This window comes from Flagellimonas olearia, from assembly GCF_004150225.1.
GTDB lineage: Bacteria > Bacteroidota > Bacteroidia > Flavobacteriales > Flavobacteriaceae > Flagellimonas > Flagellimonas olearia.
This window is the reverse complement of record NZ_ML142914.1, coordinates 1-25,411: the sequence shown is the minus strand read 5'-3', so window position 1 is coordinate 25,411 and position 25,411 is coordinate 1. Positions and strand designations below refer to the sequence as shown.

The window sequence follows — 25,411 nt, the reverse complement described above, 5'->3', positions numbered from 1 at the left end:
TTTGGATAAAGGGGTTTTTGAACAGCCTACAATATTTTAGGGTTAATGGCCAGGTTCTTGAACAATTTTGCCTTGGTATGGAAGAATTTGTTCTCCATTTCATTGCGTTTTAAATAGGTGTCGATGAGTTTACTCTCCCTTGAATTGATCAAGAAGAGGGAACTCTCACCAAAGCTGAACTTACGCTCTTCAGCCTTCAACAATGTAGTATAGTCCGTTACAATATTGGCAATCAATTGGTTTTGGACTTCGTAGGATTCCAATTCCCCATAAATGGCGATGACCTTGTTTTGAAGTGCCACCTGTGCATTGTCCCGTTCAAACTCGGCATCCATAAGTTTGAATTTGGCCAATTTTAAATCGCCCCTTTCCTTTCGTAGAAACAATGGGAACTGAAATGTAACACCTCCTTTAAAATTATCCACGATTAGGGAGTTTATCTGATCGGGGGTTTCGGTGATAAAATTATACTCCACATCCAGTTTAGGAAGCAGTTTGTTGGCTTTAAGCCTTTTATCCACCAAAAGCTGTTCAATTTTAAATTCCAAGGAGCGTAGCTTGGGGTGTTTTTCCATACTGAAACTGTCCAGAGGCTTACCCAAGATTTCCAACGTGCCATCTATTCGACCTGCGGTATCCAAATCGGGTGTTACGCCGGGCTGCAACTCCACGGGTACATCATCTATCCATAAAAAGTTGGATAGCTCAAGGGATTTCTTCAATACATCCACCTTACTCTGCTCGTACCCCAGCGCACGGTTTCTTACCGCTATTTTGGCTTCCACGGTATCGATCATGGCCACATCCCCGGCCAAGGCACTCTGCCTCACCCCTTCAAAACGGGTTTGGGCATTGCCTAAAAAGTCTTTGAATACCAGTGCATCGCGATACGCCTTCAACCAATCAAAATAAGCCATGGACGCGCGATACAGCACCTCATTGACCATTAAATCTTGGTCTGCCTTGGTCTGTTCCCTATACAGTTTGGCCTTTCGCAAGGTGGCCATACGCTCATTGATCCAAAACCCTTTTCCCAAGGACATGGATATGCCCGCACTGTACAAGCCATCTTCGGGAAGGTATTCATCGGTGTTTAGGTAGGTTCCTTCCCGTTGGTCAAAACTCCCTTTTAATTCAATACCAAACCACGTAGGTATCTTGAAGGTTGTATTGAGGCGATCCCAATATTCGGTCCCTTTGAACTCCTTTCGATCATAATCCACCTCGATCTTTGGATCAAAACCTCCCCTGGCCTTCATTAAATTGGCCTGGCCTACATTTAAGGTCAATTGGGCCTGTTTCGCAATAGGGTGGTATTTTTTCACATACCCTAAATATTCTTTAAACCCCAACACCAAGCTATCCTGTTGTGCAAAGGTTCCCCAAACCGCGAAGAGGAAAATACCTATGGAAAACCGTATTTTACTTCTTTGCACCATCTGCGTTTGCGTTTTGGGGTTGATAGTAATTGGGTGGGAAGCCATTGAGCTGCCTCCATAGTTCAAACCAAATGGGAACGTCTTCCAAGAGTGCCATGGTCATGGCACCTGATCCTACCCTGATATCCTTGGGCCATGGAACATCTTCCTCATCCGGGGCCAATAACACGCGATACTTCCCATTGGTACTTATAAAAGTCTCTATGGCCACTATCTCTCCTCCGAAGGTACCATAGGAAACATTGGGCCATCCACTGAAAACCAAGGCGGGCCAACCATCAAACTGAATACGGACCTTTTCTCCCAGGTTGATCAAGGGCAAATCTATGGGGTTCACATAGGTTTCAACGGCCAAATCGTATTCCGCAGGCATGATTCCCACCAAATGATCGCCTTCCTTAAAAGTTTCCCCAATCCCGGACTGAATGGCTTTGTTGATATACCCGTTTTGTGGTGCCCGTATATACAGTAGACTGTTACGCATCTCATAATTGGTGTACGCATTCTCCAGTTTGGTCACTTGGGCCTCAGAGTCGAACTGATTGGACTGGGCCGTGAACAGATCACTTTGGGCCTTGGATATCTTATCGGTGTACTCTGCCTGCACCCTATTGATTTCCACTTTGGCATTGATGACCTCATTCTTGCTGGCCAACCATTTATTTTCCTGCGATACCAACTTTGCTTGGGTTTCTTGTAGCTTCAACCGCTTTTCCTCCAAGTCAGTCACTGCCTTTAACCCTTCATTTTCCAATTGTACCACCCGATCATATTGCCTTTGTGCAATGGCGATATTGGTTTTGGCCGCCTCAAGATCAATGCTGTCGCTTTTTACCTTCAGTTTGGATTGCTCCCATTTGTTCTTGGCCTGTTCCAATTTCAGCCCTCGTTCCTGGGTCAGGGCCCTGATCTGTGTTTCCAAAGCCTTTACCTTTTCTTGATAGGAGGTCACGGCCATGGATTTCGCCTGAATCTGTTTTCCGGTGCGCTCCACCAAACTCGGATCAAAATATTCACTCTTCACTTCGGAAATGTAGAGGATCGTGTCTCCCTTTTCCACATAATCCCCTTCCCGAACATACCATTTTTCAATACGTCCCGGAATTGGGGATTGAATGGTCTGCGGACGTTGATCCGGGGTCAATGTGGTTAGATACCCCCTACCCGATATATTCTGGGTCCATGGCAGAAACAAAATCACCAAAAGAATTACGGAAAATGCGGCCAAAAACCGATTGAACTGTTTGTAATGGCGTTTTTGAAAAACCTTGGCTCCTGCCTTGTATAGGGAAAGATCTACTTTCTTGTTCAACTTGTTATGTGAAATGTTCAGCATGGTCCTTAACTTGGGTTAATGAATTTTCCATTTTCAATAGTCAGTATCCTATTGCAGCGAGCCTCCCATTTTTGGTTCTCGCTAACGACCACCAGAGCCCATCCATTGGACGAATCAGATAGGAAATCCATCACTTTTTCCGCTTCTTTCTCCTCAAATTGATCCAATGGGTCTTTGAGTATCAAAAGTTTTGGGCGATGTACGACACTTCGGGCCAAAACAATTTTCTTGGATATGGTATAGGGAATCTTTTTCCCTTCAGGGTAAAGCATGGTCTGCAGTCCATTGGGTTGCTCCTTTACAAACTGCGTAAGCCCCGTTTTCTCCAAGGCCCAGTATACGTCTTCCATGGGAATGTCCTTGTCCCCAAAAGTCACATTCTCCAATATGGTGCCTTCAAATGGATACTCTTCCGTCAACGATTGCCCAAGAAGCGCACGGTATTCATTGAGGTAAATGCCTTGGAGGGCCACATTGTTCACATAGATTTTTCCTTCACTGGGCTCATGGATACCGGCAATTAAACGGAGCAATGTGGACCGTCCCGAACCGCTTGTACCCTTCAATAAAATAGAGCATTGTGGAGTAATCGTAAATGTGATGTTCTCCAAAATCTTCTTGCCTCTCCCAGGTACTACATATGCCACATCCTGAAGCTCTACAGTAAGCCCCTTGGTTCCTTCAAAAGGTGTTTCCCCTTGTTGTGGTTCCATTTCCTTGTCCACCACCTGTCCCATTTTTTCCAAGGAGGTCAAGAGGTCGTAAAAGGTTTCCAGTCCCAAAATGAGTTTCTCCACGGAACCGATTACCAAAAGAATAATGATTTCCGCAGCAACAAACTGGCCTATGTTCATTTGTTGGTCCAATACCAAAAGTCCACCAATCAACAGCAAACCTGCCGTGACCAATACTTTAAAACCAATCATCTGGATAAACTGTATCACCAATACCCTAAAGTGTCCTTCCCTTGCATCCAAATAATGGGCCACGAGGTAATCATTCCTATCCATGGCATGCGAAGTCTTGCCTGAAAGTTTAAAGCTGATGATCGATCTGGAGATTTCCTGTATCCAATGGGCCACTTTATACTTGTTTTTGGATTCCTCCAAACTGGTCTCCAGCCCCTTTTGGGCCGTAAACTTGAGCACCACATAGATCAGTAGCACCAACAGCAGTCCATAAAGGATAAAGAATGGGTGATAAAAGGACAACAACAAAAGTCCAAACACAATTTGCAACAAGGCGGCTGGAAAATCAATCAATATTTTGGATAGCGCCTTTTGAATTGTGAGCGTGTCAAAAAAGCGGTTGGCCAATTCTGGCGGATAGTGATTGCTAAACTGACTCATTTTGATCTTTGGAAATCGATAGGCAAATTCAAACGAAGATCTTGTGAAGATTTTTTGCTGGACGTTTTCTATAATCCTGATCTGCATCAGCTGCAAAGCGCCGGCAAAGGCCACCCCCACGGTCACCATGACCACAAGGACCACCCATGAAGCACTTATCTGTGCACCTTGAATAAGATTGATGATCGCTTGGATACCCAAAGGAAGGGAAAGATTGACCAATCCCGCAAAAATTGCATAGTAAAACACCTGAAAGATATCCTTCTTATCCAAGGTAAGCATACCAATCAATCGCTGCCATGCCGTTAAAATGTTCTTAGCCATTGGGCTTTGTTTTTAAGGTTCGGAAAATTAAGTCCACAAAGTATTCGGCGGGAGTCACCTTATCATTGCAACTGGTAAGGGCCGGGAAGTGTTCTTGCAAGAAAAATTGGTGCAGGGTCCCTTCCATGACCATACTGGACAGGCTAAGTGGATATGGATATTCTGGATCCACGGCCGCAATCATCTCACTAAGTCTATCCACCAACCTTTTGTAAATGGTGAAATACCCCTCTTTATTTTCATTGTCCACTTCTTTGGTCAGGTATGATTTGGAATACTCACTGATTACAATCTTGTTCAATACCACTTCGTTGACATGGGTAAAGGATTTATCCTCCTCAACGGTCTGGGCCAGTATTTCCAACGCTTTCTTCAGCTTTTCATTACTATCCGAAATACTATGGGTGGCAAACACCAACTTGTATTCCGTCCACCCCCAATACCAAGATGCCAAATACAGCAACATCTTGTGCTTATTCTCAAAATAGCGATAGATGGAACTCTCATTGGAACCTATCCTTGCTCCCAACTTCTTAAAAGTGAAGCATTCAAAACCTATCTCGTATATCAAGAGAATGCCTTGCTCAACAATTTTTTTTCCCAATGTGGATGATTCGGGATCCTTCACATAGAGTTTTTCATTGATGTCCATCTTGATGGACTGCATCAACCTATCCATGATTGAAATACTTTGAAATTAGAAACGGCAAAATTAATAGTATTACTATCACATCATAATAGTTTAACTTTCAATTAACGAAAATGAGTTTGAAGAGTGAACAAAATCTTAAAGCATCAGTCTCTTCAAAAAAGACCTTCAGGAAGAACTTTCACCACCCCATGAATGCCTTAAAAGTAATTTTGAACCCGAAAACTGACCACTTTCTTCTCAATCAACAAGACAAAAACCCTAGAAATCTTTAAGTGCCATGGAGACCTGTTAGTAGAAATATTTATCCTCCGAAAATGGATGACAGTTCCTTGTATCAACACCTTATGGAACAGTAATTCCGGGACCGTTCGGTAATACTTCCTTACACCCCATTGATTTGACCAATTTTAATTTACAACTTCTTAAGTATTGATTATCAAACAATTAAACGCATTGTTGATAAAAGTGTTGAGAACCTAAATGTGTTAACATAAAATCAAGCTAAAGAAAATATGAATTTTACATAGTAGTTCAGATAGAACAAATCCAAACACTTTCTTTCATGCATATTTCTCACATTACTAAAAGGGATTTTAGTACACAGCCCTTCGATTTGCACAAAATAACCAACGCAATTTTAAAGGCCATGACCGCAGTGGACCATGGTCAGATAAATGATGCGCAGAGCATAGCCAATAGCGTTCATGAAACCCTATTGGAACGGATGCAAAAGGATGAACATTATGTGCCAACCGTTGAGGAGGTCCAGGATGTTGTGGAAAATGTATTGATGGACAGTCAGTTCCATGATGTGGCCAAGGCCTACATCATTTACAGGAACAAAAGGGCCCAAATGCGCGAGACGGATATCTTTGAAAAGCGTATCAACCTAAAGCCCTACGAGTACCCACAATTGTATGAATATGTGCCAGCCATACGTCATTCCTATTGGATCCATACGGAGTTCAACTTTACCAGTGACATCCAGGATTTTAAATCGGGATTGAGCGATGTGGAGCGCAGTGCCATCAAAAATACCATGCTGGCCATTTCGCAGATTGAAGTGGCGGTAAAAACGTTTTGGGGAGATATCTATCACCGTATGCCCAAACCGGAAATAGGCTCCGTGGGTGCCACTTTTGCCGAAAGTGAGGTAAGGCACCACGACGCTTATTCACACCTATTGGAAATTTTAGGCCTCAACCAGGAGTTTGAGAACCTGAAGAAAAAACCGGTGATCATGAAACGGGTGCAGTACTTGGAAACGGCCCTGAAAAATGCCAAGAGTGAAAACAATAAGGAGTATGCAGAGTCCATTCTACTCTTTTCCCTTTTCATAGAACACGTTTCGCTCTTCTCCCAGTTTTTGATCATCATGGCCTTTAACAAGCATAAAAATGTGCTCAAGGGCATTTCCAACGTAGTGGAGGCCACTTCCAAGGAAGAGCAAATCCACGGCGATTTTGGAATTGACGTCATCAATATCATCAAAAAAGAACATCCCGAGTGGTTTGACGATGCGTACAAGAGCATGATCCAAGAAATCTGTGAAAAAGCCTTTGAAGCCGAGAGCAAAATTGTGGATTGGATCTTTGAGGAGGGGGAACTGGATTTCCTTCCCAAGGCGGTGGTAAACGAATTCATCAAAAACCGATTCAACAACTCTTTGGAAAGTATTGGCATTGCCAAAATCTTCGATGTGGACCAAAAACTATTGGAGCAGACCGAATGGTTTGATGATGAGATCATTGGAACCAAACATGGTGACTTTTTTGTAAAACGATCCATCAACTATAGCAAAAGAACACAAAGTATAACCAGCGACGACCTTTTTTAAATTATGGAGAACAAAGCCCAAGCCCCCCACATTGTTGAACAAAGTCAAGACAACAGTACCCAAGAACTTTTAAATGCCAGAAAAAGCACCCTAACCAAGCTCAAGACCCAGGAAGAACCACAAGGGTTTGAATGGTTGAACGAATACAGTCGCCAATTTTTGGCGTCGGGGTATCTCACGGAGGGTGTTACCCCGGAGGGCCGTATTCGGGAAATTGCCGAAAGGGCCGAGGATATCTTGGGGATTCCGGGCTATGCAGACAAGTTCTACAATTATATGTCCGAAGGTTTCTTTTCTTTGGCATCACCTGTGTGGTCCAACTTTGGTAAAAGAAGAGGGCTTCCAATCAGTTGTTTCGGTTCCCACATTGATGATGATATGGGGAATATCCTGTATACCCAGTCCGAAGTGGGCATGATGTCCAAATTGGGTGGTGGTACTTCGGGTTATTTTGGGAAGATCAGACACAGGGGTGCGCCAGTAAAGAACAACGGACAGGCTTCGGGTGCCGTACATATTATGCAATTGTTTGAATCCATGGTAGATGTGGTAAGCCAAGGGTCGGTTCGTCGCGGTCGTTTTTCACCGTATCTACCTATAGATCATAACGATATCATGGAGTTTTTGGAAATCGGTACCGAAGGGAACCCCATCCAACAGCTTACCCACGGGGTTACCGTTACCAACCAATGGATGCAGGAAATGATTGATGGCGATGTGGACAAAAGAACGGTTTGGGCCAAAGTGTTGCAACGAAGGGGCGAAATGGGCTATCCGTATGTGTTCTTCTCCGACAATGCCAACAATGGGGCCGCCGATGTTTACAAGGACAAAGAGCACCGTATCCATGCCAGTAACCTTTGTACCGAGATCATGTTGCCTTCCAACGATGATTGGTCCTTTGTCTGTGTATTGTCCAGCATCAACGTATTGCATTACGATAAGTGGAAGGACACCGATGCCGTGGAAACCATGGTGCACTTCTTGGACGCTGTAATCACAGAGTTTGTTGAAAAGTTGGAAGCCTATCGGGATTCATCCGATCGTGATGACCGTCAAACCTTCCTTTTTATGGAGCGGGCCTATAACTTTGCCAAAGAAAATAGAGCTTTGGGCTTGGGTGTATTGGGATGGCATTCCCTATTGCAATCCAAAAGATTGGCCTTTGACAGTCAAGAAGCCTATAACCTGAACAGTGAAATTTTCAAAACCATCAAAGAGCGTTCCTACAGCGCTTCCGAGGCATTGGCCGAACGTTTTGGTGAGCCCGAGGTGCTGAAAGGCTACGGAAGGCGAAACGCCACATTGAATGCCATAGCGCCCACCACTTCCTCTGCGTTTATCTTGGGCCAGGTTTCCCAAGGAATTGAACCTATCTGGTCCAATTGCTACGTGAAGGATATCGCCAAGATCAAGGTGACCATCAAAAATCCATATCTCATGGAACTTTTGGAGGAAAAAGGGCAAAACAACACCGAGGTTTGGAAAAGTATCCGGGACATGGATGGATCTGTACAGCATTTGGATTTCTTGTCCGAAGAAGAAAAGGCCATATTCAAAACCTATTCAGAGTTGGACCAATTGGATATAATTTATCAAGCGGCCAATAGACAGAACCATATAGATCAAGGACAGTCCGTGAACATCATTGTGCACCCGGACATGCCCACAAAGGACATCAACAAAATCCATGTAACGGCTTGGAAACTGGGCCTAAAATCCTTGTATTACCAACATAGCATGAATGCTGCGCAAAAATTCAAACAGAAAAAAGAATGTGCCAGTTGTGAGGCGTAGTGGATACCTATGACATAAACTTGTATCCAGTTTGGATTATCATAATAGTATTAAAAAAGCATTGTTAAAACAATGCTTTTTTTTTATACGGAAACATTCCTATTATTGTATTTGTGTATTTTTAACACAAAACAACCAAACAATACCATATGCACTCCAAAAGCTTACTCAACAAAATAGTTTCAGGCAATTCCAGACGCTCCTTTCCAAAGGCAAAAAGAATTGGATTACTACTCTGTACACTATGCTTTGTGCCTCTTTTGGTTTGGTGCCAAGATGCACCTTCCAAAAAATTACTGGTTTTCTCGAAGACCAAAGGGTTTCGCCATGAGTCCATTGAGGTAGGCGTCGAGGCTTTAAAGAAACTGGGGGCAGAAAATGGCATTGAGGTAGAAGCCACTGAAAAATCCAGCTGGTTCAACACCAAAAAACTTAAGGAGTATGATGCCGTCCTCTTCCTAAGTACCAGCGGAAATGTATTCAACCGAAAGCAAGAGGCCGCTTTCAAGAATTTTATACAATCCGGGGGAGGTTTTATGGGAATCCATGGGGCGTCTACAACCGAATATGAATGGGACTGGTATGGCAAAATGATCGGTGGTTATTTTGATGGACATCCAGAACCGCAGGAAGCTACCCTCATTGTGCATGATAACATGCATTTGTCCACCCACCACTTATCCAAAACTTGGAAACGTTTTGACGAGTGGTACAACTTTAGGTGGATGGATGAGAATTTCAATCTTCTTATTTCTGTGGATGAATCCACTTACAAAGGAGGAAAGCATAAGAACGGACATCCCATTTCGTGGTACAAACCTTTTGAAGGTGGGCGAATGTTCTATACCGCTTTGGGCCACACCAAGGAATCGTATTCCGATGAACGTTTTCTGAACCATGTTCTAGGAGGGATCCTTTACGTTTTGGACAGATCCGAAAGTGAATAACCCAACGTTCCCTTATGTCAATCCAAACGCATCCACTACGCAAAAAAGATAGTCGCATCATTCCATGGATTGCTTTTGCAATGCTTATCGGAATCATTTTTGTCTCGGGATGCCAACCCAAAAAAGAATCAAAATGGACCGGGGATGCCATCCAAGGTAAAGCCCTATATCATCAATACTGCGCTTCGTGCCATGACCTAAAGATGAATGGCATGGGACCTAAATTGGGAGGAATCACAACTAAAATTGAAAAAGATTGGCTGCTTCAATTTGTACAGAATCCCGAAAAGCTGATTAAAGATAAAGACGAACGGGCCGCAAAGCTGTTTGATCAGTACAAAAGCTATATGCCCTCGTTTGCGTTCCTGTCCCAAGAAGAGGTTGAGTCCATATTCACCTATATCCATAAAACATCGGATAGTTTGGGTTTACTATTTGACGATAATGAAACAGGTATTGGGAAAAGCAAGGATTCCATCGAAAGAACCGAACCGGACCTAAGCACAATTCCCAAGGCACACCACTCCAACTTATCCGTTGTACTGGAGGATTTTATTAAAATGCCCAAAACTGGGGAAAATCCACCTTCCCGAGTGGCGAGTTTGCGTTCTGTTCCCTTAAAAAATGGTAAGTCGATGCTCTTTGCTCATGATCAAAGAGGAAGTATTTACCAGTTGCAAAACGGTAAGGCCACCATTTTTTTAAATCTAAAAGAAAGAACGGAAAACTTCATCGATGGTCCAGGACTCGCATCGGGACTTGGAAGCTTTACCTTTCATCCGGAGTATTTAAAAAATGGAAAAATCTATACCATCCATACCGAAAAACCGCATGGTATTGTGCCTGATTTTCCATTAGGAAAAGGAATTGAAGTGGCCATGCAATGGATCCTGACCGAATGGGTGAACAGTGATCCCACGCAACCGATTTTTCAAGGAAGCAGGAAAGAACTTCTCCGAATCGATGTCCCTACCCGATTGCACGGTATGCAGGACATCATCTTCTCAAATGTCAAGGATAAAAACAACCCGGATTATGGCATGCTGTATCTGGGTATTGGGGATGGGGGCAGTACCATTGCAGGATATCCGGAGTTATGCCATAGTATCCGCTCGCCACTGGGTACCATCCTTAGATTGGACCCCACCGGGAACAATTCCAGAAACGGAAACTATGGAATTCCAAAGGACAACCCTTATGCCAATGAAAGCGATAAGGATATCTGGAAAGAAATATATGCTTACGGATTCAGAAATCCACATCGAATCACATGGGTCGGGAAGAGAGAAAATGCTCGTCTGGTCACGGGAGATGTGGGAGAACTGACCGTGGAAGAAGTCAATGTGGTCAAGCCCGGTAGCGATTATGGCTGGAATGAACGCGAAGGGTACTTTGGCATCAACCCAAAACAAATAAAAGAAACCTACAACCTCACCCCAAACGACATGAGGTATGAACTTCCGTTTGCCCTCTATGGCCATGAAACCGGGAATGCCATTTCTGGAGGATATGTCTATGAAGGCCCAATCAAGGAACTCAACCATCAATATATTTTTGGGGACATTGTACGGGGAAAACTCTTTTTCCTCAATGGTTTTTCAGAAGAACCACAGCCCATTCCCATCCAAGAGATTGGTATTTTTTATAAAGGGGAACATACCGATATGAAAAAAATAGTCGGGAAATCCCGGACTGATCTTCGCATAGGAAAAGATGGGGATGGAAATCTCTACACCATGAACAAAGCCGATGGCATCATCCGAAAAATTATAGGGGTAGTACCTCACAAGGTCCCATAACTCCTCCCCTGGAAAACGTAGAAATACGCATTGAACCTCCAAATACAAACAGCTTCCCTTTTTCATTTCTGGATTTCTTAACGAAGAAACAAAGAGTTCGGACTACGTGCCCTACCCATTTTCTTTGACTCATTCATAAACAACCTTAAAAACAGAATATGGAAAACCGAAGAACATTTGTTAAAAAGATGGGATGGACCACAGGAGCATTATCGCTTCTGGGCATATCTCCAGTATTGAGTTGGGATAGTATCGTTACCCGCTCCAAACCTATCAGGATAAAAGGAAGGGTGATAAGCAGTGGCAAAGGATTGTCCAAGATTGTGGTTTCAGACGGTGTCACGGTCACCTCCACGGACCACAACGGGCACTTCGATTTTTGGAGTATTGCCCAACAGCCCTTCGTGTTTTTAAGCATTCCTTCGGGCTATACCTTGAATCAGTTGTCCAATGGTTCCGCTTCTTTCTTCCAACCCATTGATACCAGCAAAGAGAAGAATGAGTTTCTGTTTCAACTCCAGAAAAATGAAGTGTCCGATGACAAACATAGTCTATTGCTTCTGGCCGATCCCCAAATCCAAAATGAATACGAAGCTGGGGAATTACTGAAAACGTCCACTCCAGATTTCATCAAGACCATCAAAGAATTGAACGACCCCAATACTTTTGGGGTGGGTTGCGGGGATTTGGTATATGACCGGCTCCATTTGTTCGAAGACTACAATAAAGCCATTAAAGCCACTGAAATCCCATTTTTTCAGGTGATTGGAAACCATGATATGGATTTGGATTCACGAAGCGATGAGGCCACAACCCGAACTTTTAACCGACTGTTTGGACCTTCGTACTATTCTTTCAACCGGGGTGAAATCCATTACGTAGTGCTCGATGACGTTTTCTTTACCGGCGTTGAACGCGAATACATAGGTTATATTACCGAAAATCAGCTGGCATGGCTGGAACAGGATCTCCAATACATTGAGGCTGGCCGCACTGTGGTGGTCTGTACCCATATCCCTATTGCTGGCGGAGTGAAGAACAAGAGCCACCTCTATGAGCTTTTGGCGCCCTACAAAGTCCATATCCTTTCAGGGCATACCCATAGAAACTATAACACCTTTGAAGAAAACTGTTTTGAGCATGTCCATGGTGCGGTATGTGGTGCATGGTGGAGCGGACCTATCTGCAGTGATGGTACACCCAATGGATATGGGGTATATCAAATGAGCGGTAGTGACCTTTCATGGTATTATAAAGCCGTGGACAAACCCAAGACCCATCAATTCAGGTTTTATAAAAGAGGAGCAAACCCAGAATTCCCAAATTCGTGCAGTATCAATGTCTGGAATTGGAACCCCAAATGGAACATCTGTTGGTATGAAAACGGAAACCGAAATGCGCATGTGAGAAACGTAAAGACCACCGACCCCTTAAGCACCGAGCTCCATTTGGGTAAAAAACTGCCCGAACGAAGAACTTGGGTAGAGCCTGCTTCAACTGACCATATGTTCTTTTTTGAACCTAGTGATCATATAGATGAAATCACCATTGAGGTTACGGATAACTTCGGCAATGTGTATGTGGAAACGGTAAACGTTTAACCACCCAAACGAATCCAACCCCCTATTGTTAGCTCATTGTTAAGCCGTCCCAAGCTGTATAAATAAAAGGTTAACAATGATTAAAAAAGGTCTTCCGCATTACGTGGCAAGGCCTTTTTTATTGACTTCACAACAAGCACCGAAACCAAAAACTATGATCCATCGGGAACGTTTTCATGAATTGGTAGAAAAATACCTTGACAATACCTGCACCAAAAGTGAGGAGTTGGAACTTGAGGAATACTACAACACCTATGGTGGGCAATTGTTCCCTCCCAATACGGAACAGCGTACGAAGAGACAGTTATACCAGAGAATAGCCGCTCGTATAAAAACGTCCAAGGAAATCACCATCCGTAATAGACGTAAAGCAGTCTATCGGATAGCAGCCACCATATCCATTTTGGCCATCCTTGGGATTTCCTCCATGGAACTGTTCCCCAGAAAAGAAGCCCAACTGATTACGATAACTTCCAATTTAGGAGAAAAAAAGCAGGTGGTACTCCCAGATAGTTCCCTAGTGACTTTGAACTCAGGGAGCAGCATCACCTATCCCGAGTTTTTTGCAGGAGAAACCAGACAGGTGAATATGACTGGAGAGGCTTTTTTTGAGGTCTCCCATAACCCCGACCAACCCTTTTGGGTAACTACCCCAATCCTAAAAACCAAGGTGTTGGGAACCTCATTCAACATAAGGGCCTATACCGACAATCCAGATATTAAAATCAGTCTGGCCACAGGGTCCATTCAAGTCAGTGAGGAAAACAACGTCTTGGCCACATTGAAACCAAATGAGCAATTGCTGTTTGATAAAGGCACCGGCAATCATCTGGTGACCAAGCAAAATACTATCAAAGACATTTCGTGGTTGGACAATATCATTGTTCTGGACGACCATTCCCTTGAGGAGACCCTTCGCATTGTGGAACGTTGGTTCAATGTGAAACTGCACATGTTAACAGAAGATGTTACCAACAAGACCATTTCGGGTAAGTTCATCAACCCCACATTGGAAGAGACCATAGAAAGTTTGGAGCTGCTAACCGGTGCCCAAATCACTTCTGAAAACCAAGTAGAACCCCAAAAACCATAACCTATGATATAGCACTGAGCCCAACAAAAAAGCCTCTTCTGCGCCAACAGAAAAGGCCCTATTAACTACATATTCACCAAATACATAGTATGATATAATGAAACCAAAATTACTATTTTTTTTCAACGGAAACGTTATGAAAACCATCATGATGTTATGGGCCATGCAATTTTTTGCACTACCGGCCCAAGCCAAAGTGGAGAACTCTCCCAATATCAATCTACACCAAAGTCAAATTAATCTTGTGACCATCTTTACCAAGATTGAGGAACAAGCCCCGGTCAGCTTTATCTATACCAATGAGGTAAAACAAATCAAGCACAAGGTAAATGTCGACTATAACAACCTACCCCTAAAATCCGTCATGGATGATCTGGCCCAAGTATACGGGCTGGGATACCAAATCCAGAAAAGCAATATCACCGTTTATGTAAAATCAAGGTCTACCCAACCTGTACAACAAATCATCAAAGGGTCTGTAAAAGACAATACAGGAGAACCCTTGATGGGAGCCAATGTATTGGTTGTGGGTACGGACAAAGGCGTTGTGACCGACTTTGACGGAAACTTTGAAATTGTAGCCAAAATCGGTGATGTTCTGGAGTTCTCCTATGTTGGGATGGAAACACAAACCTATACAATCACTTCCGATACCAATACCATTTCCATTCAATTGGATGCCAATAGTGAGCAATTGGATGAGGTGGTTGTTATTGGTTATGGGGAAAAAACCATTGAATCCTTAAGTGCAGCAGTCAGCAAGGTAGATGTCAGTGCTTTGGCGGAACGTCCGGTGAGCAATGCCGCCGTGGCACTTCAAGGGTTGACACCGGGGCTTACCATTACCCGTTCCAACGGTCGCCCTACAGATACCCCCAACATCAACATCCGGGGTTTTACCTCCATCAATGGTGGAGATCCATTGATCATCATTGATGGTGTGGAAGGAGACATCAACGATATCAATCCAAGCGATATAGAGAACATCAGTGTTTTGAAGGACGCGGGTGCCGCAGCTATTTATGGTGCCCGTGCTTCTTTTGGTGTAGTCTTGATCACCACGAAGCAAGCGAAGGAAGGTGACCTAAAAGTAAGCTTGGAGGCCACTACGGCCATAAGTCAAGTCACCACTAATACCGACTTTGTAACCGATCCCTACGAGGCCATACAGATTGCGGATAGTTTCTTTCAGGCGAGCAGTGGTGCATCGTACTCCAGATATACCGAAGCGGATTACACCGCATTGCAGGAGGTATCTGCCAACCCATCCTTGGCACGTGTGATCACAGATACTCGAAATGGTCGGCAGCAGTATGTCCACTACGCCAAAACCGATTGGTGGAACACTTTCTTCCGAAAGAGCAGACCTTCCCAAATCTATAATGCCTCGATAAGTGGCGGAAGTGAAAAACTGAAAGGGTATTTCTCATACCGAAACTACCGTGAAATTGGCATCCTAAAAGTTCAAGAGGACCTGTTTAAAAAGGAGAACTACAGGGCCAAAGTTGAGTTTAAGCTGAATGATTGGATCACCATTTCAGACAACATGCAGTTCAACCGCTTTGATGACCTTCAATATGGAGGATACCGAGGTGGATGGCACGGAAACTATTGGAATTATTTGGTGTACAACCATGCCATGCCCTGGTATTCGCCAACCAATCCCGATGGCACCTATTTCTATCGAAGTGAATTGAACAACTATGCGGCCGGTGACGGACTCTATGCCTCTCTATTGCATGGAAAATCCAAACAAGAAACTGAGGATTCCGAGTTTTCCAACATTGTAACGGCCACCTTGACCCCTGTTGATGGACTTACCGTCAAGGCAAGCTACGCCTACCGAAAAATGAACCAGAACATTTTTCAAAGATCCACTTTGGTGCCTTGGAGCATATACGTGGACGACATACAGACCATGAGTTCCGATAAATTAACCGAGTTCAATACCTCAGCCGATTATGATGCTTTCAACATATATGCCGATTACAACAAGCGTTTCGGTAAGCATCATATGGATGTCATGGCAGGTTTTGGACAAGAATCCATGTACAGCAAGACCATCCAGGCCAGCACGCAGGGATTGATTTCCGATGACCTTAATTCCTTGGGGCTGGGTACCACGGCGGATGATGCCACAGGAAGTGCCTACGAATGGGCCATACAAGGTGTATACTCAAGACTATCATACGATTATGACAACAAGTACTTTTTGGAACTGAATGGCAGGTACGATGGCACCTCTAGGTTCCCCTCAGACTTCAGATGGGGTTTCTTCCCTTCGGTTTCCGCGGCATGGGCACTGCACAATGAAGGTTTTATGGAAAGCTTGCATCCGGTCTTGAGCCAATTGAAACTAAGGGCCTCTTATGGGTCTTTGGGTAACCAAGAAGTTTCCCCATACTCCTACCAACCTGTTTTGTCACGCTCCGTAAACGAGGCGTTCTCATTGAACGGAAGTCCTTTGGAATCTATCTCCTCCCCTGCTCTTAACCCGGTTGAGATTACTTGGGAAGAGGTTCGCACCTTGGACTTTGGGGTTGATCTTGGACTTTTCAACAACAGGGTAACCGCAAATTTTGACTGGTTCAAAAGGGAGACTTTGGGAATGCTCACCGCCGGTCAGGTACTTCCTGCCACTTTGGGGGCATCAGCTCCAAAAGAGAATGCCGCTGACCTGGAAACCAAAGGTTTTGAACTGTCCCTTGGATTTACCGACAGCTTTAATTTGGGTGGTTCCCCTTTTCAACTCAGCGTGAGTGCCGGACTTTCCAACTCCGAGACCACGATCACCAAGTTTGATAATCCAGAAAACTTGTTGAACTCCTTTTATGAAGGAATGGTCATTGGGGATATCTGGGGGTATCAAATTGACGGACTCTTTCAATCAGAAGAGGAAGTGGCCGCACATGTAGACCAATCCTACGTAACGGCAAGAATATCCGGTAGGGGTGGATTACAACCCGGGGATGTTAAGTATGCCGACCTTAATGGAGACGGTGTTGTGAACGCGGGTACCAATACACTTGATGATCCAGGAGATCAAAAAATTGTTGGGAACGTAGCTCCAAAATACCTCTATAATTTTAGAATATCATCAAGCTGGAAAGGCTTTGACATCTCGGCATTTTTCCAAGGTGTAGGTAAACAAGATTGGTATCCAGGCTACAACTCCCAATTGTTCTGGGGGCCTTATAGCCGTCCCTATGCCTCTTTTGTACGTAAAGATTTGGCCAATGACATTTGGTCCCCTGAAAATCCAAACGGCTTTTACCCCAGAGGCTTTGGTTACATTGCCCTTAGCGGCCGTAATTCCCTGTACAACATTAATGATCGGTACCTACAGGACATCTCTTACTTGCGACTTAAGAACCTAACGTTTGGGTACAACCTGCCCCAGTCGGTCTTGGAACGGACACCTTTTGACAAGATCAGACTCTATCTCAGCGGAGAGAACATCCTAACCTTTACCAAGTTGACGGATTACATCGACCCGGAAATTGCAAGCAACCAAGTTAACCTGAATTCCCCTTCTGGTTCGTATTCCTATGATTCCAGAGGCCAGGAAGCCCCCATGTCCAAGACATATTCATTGGGTATTTCAGTTCAATTTTAAATCTAACCAAGACGATGAAACGAATATATATAGCATTGATCAGTTTAAGCAGTTTATTCTTTGTGAACTGCAGTGACGACTATTTGGATAAAAATCCCATTTCGGATGTCAGTGAAGACAGTTTCTTTTTGACCGCTTCCGATTTGGAGTTGTACACCAACGGTTTTTATCTTTTATTGCCCAACAGTTCTTCCCGGGGTGAAATCTTCACCGCGGACAGCTACAGCGGCGAGATTGTCCACAATACCTTGAGCGACCTGATGACCGATTCCCGTATTGTCCCCTCAAGTGGTGGCGGTTGGAACTGGAACAACCTGCGTGATATCAACTACTTTTTGGAAAACTATGAAAAGTGTGACGATGAATCCGCTAAAAATCGCTACGGTGGGGTTGCCCGCTTTTTCAGGGCCTATTTTTACTTTAACATGGTCATGAACTTTGGGGATGTGCCTTGGTATGACAAGACCATGGAAGCCGATGACCAAGATCTTTACAAAGCCCGTGACAGTAGACAGTTTGTTGTGGATAAAATTTTGGAAGATCTGGACTGGGCCATTGCCCATATGAACGACCAATCATACGCCTACGAAGTAAGCAAGTACACCGCATTGGCCTTGAAATCCAGAATCGGACTTTTTGAAGGAACCTTTGAAAAGTACCATGGCATCCCCGGTTATGAGAAATACCTACAGGCATCCATTTCCGCTTCCGAGGAGTTGATGGAAAGTAGCCCTTATACCTTGTACAGTACTGGTAATCCAAGTTCGGATTATGCCGATCTGTTCAGGGCCGAGGCCTCCGAAACTTCCGAGGTTATTTTGGCCAGGGAATACACAGAACCCCTTACCAATGGGCATCGGGCAAATTACTATACGTTGACCGGGTCACAGGGAAGACCTGGAATGCCCAAATCTGTAGTGAACTCCTATTTGAATGCAGATGGGAGCCGTTTTACCGACCAGGCAAATTACAACACCCTATCATTTGCGGACGAAACAGCCGATCGGGATCCAAGACTTTCCCAAACCATTCGCACATCGGGTTATACCAGGATTGGTCAAAGTGTTGAATTGCCTCCAGACCTGTCTTTCACCATAACCGGGTATCATCTCACCAAATTTGTAACTGCTGCAAACTCGGATGGAATCAACCAAAACACAAACGATCTTCCCGTATTCCGTTTTGCGGAGGTTCTATTGAACTATGCCGAGGCCAAGGCGGAACTGGGTACGGCTACCCAAGAGGACATGGACAAATCCATTGGTTTATTGCGCAATCGCGTAGACATGCCAAATGTATCCGTGGTCGATGCCAACGCAAACCCAGATGCCTATCAAGAAATGTTTTATCCTAATGTGGGTGGTAGCAACATGGGACTTATTTTGGAGATCAGAAGGGAGCGCAGGGTAGAACTGTATATGGAAGGTCACCGTTGGAACGACATTAGACGTTGGAAAGCAGGACAGTCCCTTACCTTGCCCTTGCGTGGAATTTATTTGCCCGGGGCTGGCGAATATGACTTGGATGGAAATGGCGCCATTGACTTGGTGGTGTATGAGGGCGAGCTTCCCACAGGTCAGATCAGCGGAGCCAAATATTTTCAATTAGGGACCGATATCCAGTTAAGTGCAGACAACCTGATAGATCCCCTTCCAGATTTTAATGATAGGACTTTTAATGAGAACAGGGATTACCTACTCCCTATTCCAATCCAAGAATTGCAATTGAACACCAACCTTGTCCAAAACCCAAATTGGTAAAAGGTTTCAGTAGATCGTATCCCTGGAAAACAGCAGTTTTTCGGGGATACTTTTTAGTAACAAAAGCATAATGTTCGCAAAGCGATCTGTTGACTTTCCCCTAATAAATTTGTTACAGACGCCCCCAATAAACACAAGGTGCCGCAGATGATGGAAAACCAAAAATTGATTTTTAAAGCTCTCCAAAATCGTCAGGAAAAAGCACTCGAAAAGATTTTTGCCCTCTACTGGAAACGCCTCTATATCTATGCCTATAGTTTTACTGGCGATCATCAGGTCTCCGAGGATTTGGTCCAGGAAATTTTTATAAGTCTTTGGGAAAAATCGGCCACTACCCAAATCCACCAAATAGAAGCCTATCTGTTTCGAGGGGTAAAATACCGTGCCATCAATTTTCTAAAACAGGAACAGCGCAAAGTTTCTGCGGAAGACACCTTGAAATCCGAGCCAATTTCCGAAGGACCGGAGGAACACATGGATTATCTGGAGTCCAAAGAACTTTTTTTAAAAACCATGGATAAGTTGCCCAACCGGTGTAGAAAGGTCTTCTACTTAAGTCGTGTACAAGGGTATAATAACAAAGAAATTGCCCAAGAAATGGATATCTCCATCCGAACGGTGGAAACCCATATCAGCAATGCCCTCAGTCTTTTCAGGTTACACTATAAAAACTGTTTGCAAATACTGGTGCTCATCTTTTTCAATAGCTAAGAAAAACTTCCCAACCTACTGCCAAACATCAATAGCGGCGTTTGGCCTGCCATTTTCCATTTCCGTATTCGCTAAAACTGACATCACCTCCCATCAACTGTCCATTCTGGATTTTCCCTTTGAAGGTGAAGTTAAGACGAACGCCATCCAGAGTATGGGAACTGCGAATGAGCACCTCATCTCCATGAACACTGCCCTGCAATGCCCTAGAAGCATAACTACCATAATGGGTCCCCTTTACGTCTTCCCCGTTTTGTGCAATGACAAAGGTTTGATCTGAAGCGGTGGCCGCAAACTCTATGGCAACATCCCACTCCCCACTTAAATCAAAGGAGGCAGCATCCAGGTTTCTCTCTATTTTGGGTGGATTGGACAAAACCTCAAATACACGGTCGGCAATTATCTTTTCCTCCCCTTCTCTAAGCTGAGATGTATTGATCCGGATGTTGGGCTCCATGTTGGGAGGAAAGGGCAAAAAGCTACCTGCCCCACTAACGGCCACTCTTGGTGTGCCATCCCACAATATCTGCTCCACATCATATCCGGTCAGGGGTATTTTCTCCATGTCCCACTTTACATTAAGTGAGGGACTTGGGTTGGAAAGTTGTTCCGGTGGGGGTTGTCTGATGGATGTCTCCAATCCAGGGATTTTGTTGAGCTTATCGGCAATGTATTCCAAGGTACCGGTCCAAGTTTCCCTTTCCTTGGCATGGTCCCTTTTCATCCACATTTCAACGGCGGTAAGCATTCCCATGATTTCTTCCCGGCCAACCTTATATCCTCGTGCAAATCCATGGTGCGGTGCACTGGTCACCCAAGCGGCCTTGATCAAATCCTTACGACCTATCAACAGTCCAGCACACTGGGGACCGCCTAAATATTTTCCTCCACTATAGGCCACCAAATCGGCTCCTTGTGAAATATGGGGATTGGGGATCGGTAGTCCTTCTGCGGCGGCATCTACCATAATTGGTACACCCAGCGGCTTGGTAACACTTGCTATCTCTTTTATGGAAAGTGGTCCGTTCATGGATTTTGATCCGGCCAAAACCAATACCATTGCCGTACGGGGGCCCAAAGCGGCCTTGAGTTCTTCCTTGTTGTCCACTGTGATCATGCGAACACCCACTCCCCTGACCGCTGACTCATATGCCGTCCATGAATAGCGCGGGATGATGACCTCATCTTTCATTCCATCCAAATTGGGGAGCTGCCATAATTTATCGGGATCCCCTCCAGTGACTATTCCTGTGGTCCCGATCATCATGGCCCCTGTGGCCCCTGTGGAGACCAATCCAAACTCGGCACCGGTCAATTCCCCTAGACGTTGGCCTACACCATCCATCAATTCATCGAACTCCACATAATCCAAGGTGGCTTCCTGCATTGCCTGCTCTACTTCCGGAAGTACCCTACAGCCTCCAATGACTGTGATGGTACCCCGTCCATTGATTACCGGACGGACTCCCAACTTCTCATAAATACTCTTGCCTTTGGCGGCTTTCTTTAGTACATCTGCTTTGTCAACGGCTTTTTCCGTGCCCCATCCCGCATATACGCTGGACGGTAGCAATTGTGCAAAAACTCCGGTCAAGGGAACAAGTCCCAATTTTCTGATCAGTGCCCTTCTTTTCATATGGTATATCCTAGGTTTACGTTGGGGTACACTTTGGAAACATGCCCCAATTTTATCGAATTGACTAAAGATAACCCGTTTGTAGAGCTTTTTCAACGAGATTCAACAAAAATGTCCAACTTAAGCCCGTTTTGGGGGATATGAACAAAACCAATATACTTTGTGATGAATTTTACAGGCTTAATCTCATGAACAGTTCATGGGTACTGTTATCAATACCTTCAATGGCACTTTGGAGGGAAGTCTCGTAGGCATATCCCAAATTGAAACCTTGTGAAATATTGAATAGGAACAATCCACTTACACTTTCATCAAAGCGATAGGATGCTCCAAACTCAAAGCGTTCCCCAAAATCCAATATTGCCGTAAGTTCCAGGGACATGGGAGAGGCATCCACATATCGGAACATTCCTGCGGTCTTCAAGTCCAAGGTTTTCCCAAGGATAAAACTATACCCTCCACTCAAATAGGCATGCATACGGTCTGCCCCCAAATAGGCATTTCCATTTCTTTCCTGTAGACGATCCGGGGTCAGAAGTTTTGGTACCGACAAAGAGACAAAATATCGATCGTGCTTCAGGTAGGCCCCTGCCCCAACATTGGGGGTGAATCTACTTTCGTAATTGAGCAAGGTACCATCCTGCCCCATTCCATAGGTAATTAGACCATCCGTGTTGGCATCGTAGGAATTGGCACTCCCTTTGATTCCAAAATATAGTTTATGTTCTTCATCCAAATCAATGTAATACGAAACATCCACTGCCACCCATGTTTGCTGTTCAATAAAAGTGCGATCATTGAGAACGGATACACCAAGTCCCAATTTTCTACCCACTGGCATGCCAAAAATGGCACTTTGGCTTTCTGGAGCGCCTTCCACACCGGCCCATTGACTCCGAATTCCCAAGGAAAATTCGGCAGCTTCCGAGCTTCCGGCAAAGGCTGGGTTGTAAATGTTCATATTGTACCTGTAAAAGGTGTAGTTGGGATCTTGTTGCCCATTAGTAACCACTGAGAACATTAGAACGGTCATTAAAAGATATAATTTGTGAAATATATTCATGATGGTATGTGCTTTTGTCTTGTTATCTGTCTAATAATTGATGAAAATCCAGCCTTGCATCGGGGCAGACCCATCTCCAAAGTCGATTACGTAGAGGTATGAACCTGCTGGAAGTATACCATGTTTACCCTTGTAATAACCTCCCCAATTGTTTTGGTAAGATCTTGCAGCAAACACTTCGTGTCCTGAACGGTTGTAGACTTTCACCACATTGTTGGGATAGTTTTCTATACCAGGAACTACCCACGTATCGTTGTTTCCATCACCATTTGGTGTAAACGCCTGGGCTGGAGTAATCGTTGGCTCATTATCTGTGGTGGCATCCGTATCCGGAACCCCGTCGTTGTCGTCATCCTCATCTTCATTGTCACCCATACCGTCACCATCGGTATCGGTATCCTCAGAATCATCAAGCGGGAAGGCATCCTCACTATCAGGGGTACCATCATTATCATCATCGGTATCGGCATTGTCTCCTGTTCCATCCTCATCACTATCCACACTTTCATTGGGGTCATTGGGGAATGCATCCTCGTCATCGGCAACTCCATCATTGTCCGTATCCGTGATTTCCCCATTGGGATAGATATCCTCCTCATTTGGAATTCCATCTCCATCGATGTCATCATCTGAATTGTCTCCTTGACCGTCTCCATCGGTGTCGGTATCTTCGGAATCATCCAATGGGAATGCATCATCCGCATCCAGGGTGCCGTCATTATCGTCATCCGTGTCGGCATTATCTCCAGTTCCGTCACCATCGGTATCGGTGTCTTCAGAGTCATCCAACGGGAAGGCGTCCTCTGTATCAGGGGTACCATCATTATCGTCATCCGTATCCGTGCTATCCCCTATACCATCATTGTCGGTATCCAAGTCGTAATAAGTGCCATTCACAATACCCAAGGGAAGGGTATAATTACCCGCTTCATCCCGTGCAATGCCATTATTCACATTGAAGAAAACCAACTCTCCGGGAACCAAGGGTGTAACAGGAATGTTATAGGCCAATCCTGGTGTCACCTCTTGAAGGGCCCCCATGGTTGCCATGGTTTCCCCTCCAGGTCCTGGCACAATCTCAACTGGAAAGGGTGCCAAATCAAATACGGGTTCGGAAAATTGTAACTGAATGGTGAAGGGGCCCAGATAAAGAGACTCGTCAATCACCAGACTTGGTTGTGGTGCCGTGGTATCAATGGTCACGGTGCTACCATCGGTCGTATTGGTTGCCACCAAATTATCGGTGGATGGGTTTGCGGTGAGAGTGAATCCAACAATACCCTCGGACATGGTATCATTTACCTCTATCCATCCCAAATACGTATTTTCACCAATGAGGGCACTATCATCAAACATCAGCGTACTCCCAAGAATTGAAAGTGCCACTTCATCAACCGGTCTGTTGAAACCGAACTCAACCGATACGCGGTCCCCTGCCCTAGCCAATTCCGAGGAAGCATTGTTCGAGGAAATGGTGATATGGGTAAACTCCAGATCGGTAATGATGGTATGATCGTTATTGGTATCCTGCGCTGTGGGGTTGCCCAATGCATCTTGATACCTCAACGTAACATCATACAAAGCTCCATTGACCAAAGAGCTGCTGCTTGCCGAGATCACTTCGGTGGCCGAAGCCAAATCTTTGGCATCAATGATTATGGTATTCAATTCGTCACGTAAGGGGTTTTCCAATTGAAGCGTGATAGGACTGTTGGGGTCTTCTGTTGAACTAAAGATCACTTGTACACTATTGGCCAAGGGGTCTTCGGGCACGTAATAGTGTATGGTAATATTGTCATAGGAGGTTTCACCGGGAACAGGCAATATCAAAGAAGGTGCCGTGGTTTGGGTATCTACCAATGGATTGGGGTCCTCCCCATCCAAAAGCAAGTCATTATCGTCATCGGTATCCGCATTGTTCCCTACCCCGTCTCCATCGGTGTCGGTATCCTCAGTTGGATCCAAGGGGAAAGCATCATCCACATCTGGTGTGCCATCACCATCATCATCTGTATCACATACATCACCCTCTCCATCCGAATCAGTATCCAATTGATTGGCATTTGAGATGGAAACACAGTTGTCAACAGCATCAAGAACCCCATCACCGTCCGAATCAAAGTCATTATTGGTCAATGTAATTGCAATGGTCTTATCGGAGAGCCCATCAAAAGTGTCATCACTTGAACCATCATTCACTACGATGGATATTGTGGCGGTATCATCGGATACGGCCAAATCATCCACCCCGGTAACGGTAACGGTCTGTGGGGTGTCCCAATCAGCAGATGTAAAAGTCAATTGAGCCTTGTCCACGGTGGCCTCATCGGTATCGTCACTGCTTATGTCAAGAACAACATCACTAGTGGGCCCGGAGTCCAGTACGACCGTAAAAGTATCGGTCCCTGCGTTTTCATCCACGGTCAATGCAGTTTCACTTACGGTGAAATT

General features: G+C 44.7%; 16 protein-coding genes. 9 read left to right on the top strand and 7 right to left on the bottom strand.

Annotated elements, in window-relative coordinates; translation table 11 throughout:
* Positions 1-26: 26 nt before the first annotated feature.
* The 4 genes from DN53_RS15805 to DN53_RS15790 are packed head-to-tail and all read right to left on the bottom strand — an operon-like array spanning position 27 to position 5,127.
* A complete protein-coding gene (locus tag DN53_RS15805; protein ID WP_129655843.1) occupies positions 27-1,439 on the bottom strand; it encodes a TolC family protein in 1,413 nt (470 codons plus the stop codon).
* Entirely contained in the window at positions 1,423-2,775 is a 1,353-nt protein-coding gene (locus tag DN53_RS15800; RefSeq protein WP_129655841.1) for an HlyD family secretion protein, read from the bottom strand. Before DN53_RS15800 ends, DN53_RS15805 begins: the two co-directional genes overlap by 17 nt.
* A 5-nt stretch (positions 2,776-2,780) precedes the next feature.
* On the bottom strand, positions 2,781-4,448 hold the full coding sequence (locus DN53_RS15795) for a peptidase domain-containing ABC transporter (RefSeq protein ID WP_129655839.1): 1,668 nt from the start codon (positions 4,446-4,448) through the stop codon (positions 2,781-2,783).
* Positions 4,441-5,127, bottom strand: a complete 687-nt coding sequence (locus tag DN53_RS15790) for a TetR/AcrR family transcriptional regulator (protein WP_129655838.1) — start codon at positions 5,125-5,127, stop codon at positions 4,441-4,443. Before DN53_RS15790 ends, DN53_RS15795 begins: the two co-directional genes overlap by 8 nt.
* Positions 5,128-5,662: 535 nt before the next feature.
* Between DN53_RS15790 and DN53_RS15785 the strand changes: the two genes are divergently transcribed.
* The 9 genes from DN53_RS15785 to DN53_RS15745 all read left to right on the top strand — a co-directional run bounded on the left by DN53_RS15785 (position 5,663) and on the right by DN53_RS15745 (position 20,261).
* Positions 5,663-6,937, top strand: a complete 1,275-nt coding sequence (locus DN53_RS15785) for a ribonucleotide-diphosphate reductase subunit beta (protein WP_129655836.1) — start codon at positions 5,663-5,665, stop codon at positions 6,935-6,937.
* Positions 6,938-6,940: 3 nt separating this feature from the next.
* On the top strand, positions 6,941-8,734 hold the full coding sequence (locus DN53_RS15780) for a ribonucleoside-diphosphate reductase subunit alpha (protein ID WP_129655834.1): 1,794 nt from the start codon (positions 6,941-6,943) through the stop codon (positions 8,732-8,734).
* A 149-nt stretch (positions 8,735-8,883) separates the two neighbouring features.
* Positions 8,884-9,681, top strand: a complete 798-nt coding sequence (locus DN53_RS15775; RefSeq protein ID WP_129655832.1) for a ThuA domain-containing protein — start codon at positions 8,884-8,886, stop codon at positions 9,679-9,681.
* A 14-nt stretch (positions 9,682-9,695) separates the two neighbouring features.
* The gene (locus DN53_RS15770; RefSeq protein ID WP_129655830.1) at positions 9,696-11,480 is read left to right on the top strand and encodes a PQQ-dependent sugar dehydrogenase; all 1,785 of its coding nucleotides are present in this window, start codon (positions 9,696-9,698) and stop codon (positions 11,478-11,480) included.
* 158 nt (positions 11,481-11,638) lie between these two features.
* Positions 11,639-13,081: a calcineurin-like phosphoesterase C-terminal domain-containing protein gene (locus tag DN53_RS15765; protein WP_129655828.1), complete on the top strand. Its 1,443-nt coding sequence runs from the start codon at positions 11,639-11,641 to the stop codon at positions 13,079-13,081.
* Between the two features lie 154 nt (positions 13,082-13,235).
* Positions 13,236-14,174: a FecR family protein gene (locus DN53_RS15760; protein WP_165357463.1), complete on the top strand. Its 939-nt coding sequence runs from the start codon at positions 13,236-13,238 to the stop codon at positions 14,172-14,174.
* A 136-nt stretch (positions 14,175-14,310) separates the two neighbouring features.
* On the top strand, positions 14,311-17,790 hold the full coding sequence (locus DN53_RS15755; protein ID WP_165357461.1) for a TonB-dependent receptor: 3,480 nt from the start codon (positions 14,311-14,313) through the stop codon (positions 17,788-17,790).
* A gap of 14 nt (positions 17,791-17,804) precedes the next feature.
* Complete coding sequence (locus DN53_RS15750; protein ID WP_129655823.1) at positions 17,805-19,550, top strand: RagB/SusD family nutrient uptake outer membrane protein; 1,746 nt, start codon at positions 17,805-17,807, stop codon at positions 19,548-19,550.
* Positions 19,551-19,697: 147 nt separating this feature from the next.
* Entirely contained in the window at positions 19,698-20,261 is a 564-nt protein-coding gene (locus DN53_RS15745) for an RNA polymerase sigma factor (protein ID WP_129655821.1), read from the top strand.
* A 28-nt stretch (positions 20,262-20,289) separates the two neighbouring features.
* On the opposite strand, the gene DN53_RS15740 is transcribed toward DN53_RS15745, so the two are convergent.
* From DN53_RS15740 to DN53_RS18095, 3 genes are all read right to left on the bottom strand, one after another.
* Positions 20,290-21,897 (bottom strand): aminotransferase class V-fold PLP-dependent enzyme, encoded by a 1,608-nt coding sequence (locus DN53_RS15740; protein ID WP_129655818.1) that lies wholly within the window; start codon positions 21,895-21,897, stop codon positions 20,290-20,292.
* Positions 21,898-22,069: 172 nt separating this feature from the next.
* Complete coding sequence (locus tag DN53_RS15735) at positions 22,070-22,960, bottom strand: PorP/SprF family type IX secretion system membrane protein (RefSeq protein WP_129655816.1); 891 nt, start codon at positions 22,958-22,960, stop codon at positions 22,070-22,072.
* A 30-nt stretch (positions 22,961-22,990) separates the two neighbouring features.
* Positions 22,991-25,411 (bottom strand): T9SS type B sorting domain-containing protein (locus DN53_RS18095; RefSeq protein ID WP_165357459.1); only part of this gene is annotated, 2,421 nt, incomplete at its 5' end.

What these genes read in the sequence shown, in the direction of transcription:
- DN53_RS15805 (WP_129655843.1), bottom strand. Translation starts at nt 1,439, where the DNA reads ATGGTGCAAAGAAGTAAAATACGGTTTTCCATAGGTATTTTCCTCTTC.
- DN53_RS15800 (WP_129655841.1), bottom strand. Translation starts at nt 2,775, where the DNA reads ATGCTGAACATTTCACATAACAAGTTGAACAAGAAAGTAGATCTTTCC.
- DN53_RS15795 (WP_129655839.1), bottom strand. Translation starts at nt 4,448, where the DNA reads ATGGCTAAGAACATTTTAACGGCATGGCAGCGATTGATTGGTATGCTT.
- DN53_RS15790 (WP_129655838.1), bottom strand. Translation starts at nt 5,127, where the DNA reads ATGGATAGGTTGATGCAGTCCATCAAGATGGACATCAATGAAAAACTC.
- DN53_RS15785 (WP_129655836.1), top strand. Translation starts at nt 5,663, where the DNA reads ATGCATATTTCTCACATTACTAAAAGGGATTTTAGTACACAGCCCTTC.
- DN53_RS15780 (WP_129655834.1), top strand. Translation starts at nt 6,941, where the DNA reads ATGGAGAACAAAGCCCAAGCCCCCCACATTGTTGAACAAAGTCAAGAC.
- DN53_RS15775 (WP_129655832.1), top strand. Translation starts at nt 8,884, where the DNA reads ATGCACTCCAAAAGCTTACTCAACAAAATAGTTTCAGGCAATTCCAGA.
- DN53_RS15770 (WP_129655830.1), top strand. Translation starts at nt 9,696, where the DNA reads ATGTCAATCCAAACGCATCCACTACGCAAAAAAGATAGTCGCATCATT.
- DN53_RS15765 (WP_129655828.1), top strand. Translation starts at nt 11,639, where the DNA reads ATGGAAAACCGAAGAACATTTGTTAAAAAGATGGGATGGACCACAGGA.
- DN53_RS15760 (WP_165357463.1), top strand. Translation starts at nt 13,236, where the DNA reads ATGATCCATCGGGAACGTTTTCATGAATTGGTAGAAAAATACCTTGAC.
- DN53_RS15755 (WP_165357461.1), top strand. Translation starts at nt 14,311, where the DNA reads ATGAAAACCATCATGATGTTATGGGCCATGCAATTTTTTGCACTACCG.
- DN53_RS15750 (WP_129655823.1), top strand. Translation starts at nt 17,805, where the DNA reads ATGAAACGAATATATATAGCATTGATCAGTTTAAGCAGTTTATTCTTT.
- DN53_RS15745 (WP_129655821.1), top strand. Translation starts at nt 19,698, where the DNA reads ATGATGGAAAACCAAAAATTGATTTTTAAAGCTCTCCAAAATCGTCAG.
- DN53_RS15740 (WP_129655818.1), bottom strand. Translation starts at nt 21,897, where the DNA reads ATGAAAAGAAGGGCACTGATCAGAAAATTGGGACTTGTTCCCTTGACC.
- DN53_RS15735 (WP_129655816.1), bottom strand. Translation starts at nt 22,960, where the DNA reads ATGAATATATTTCACAAATTATATCTTTTAATGACCGTTCTAATGTTC.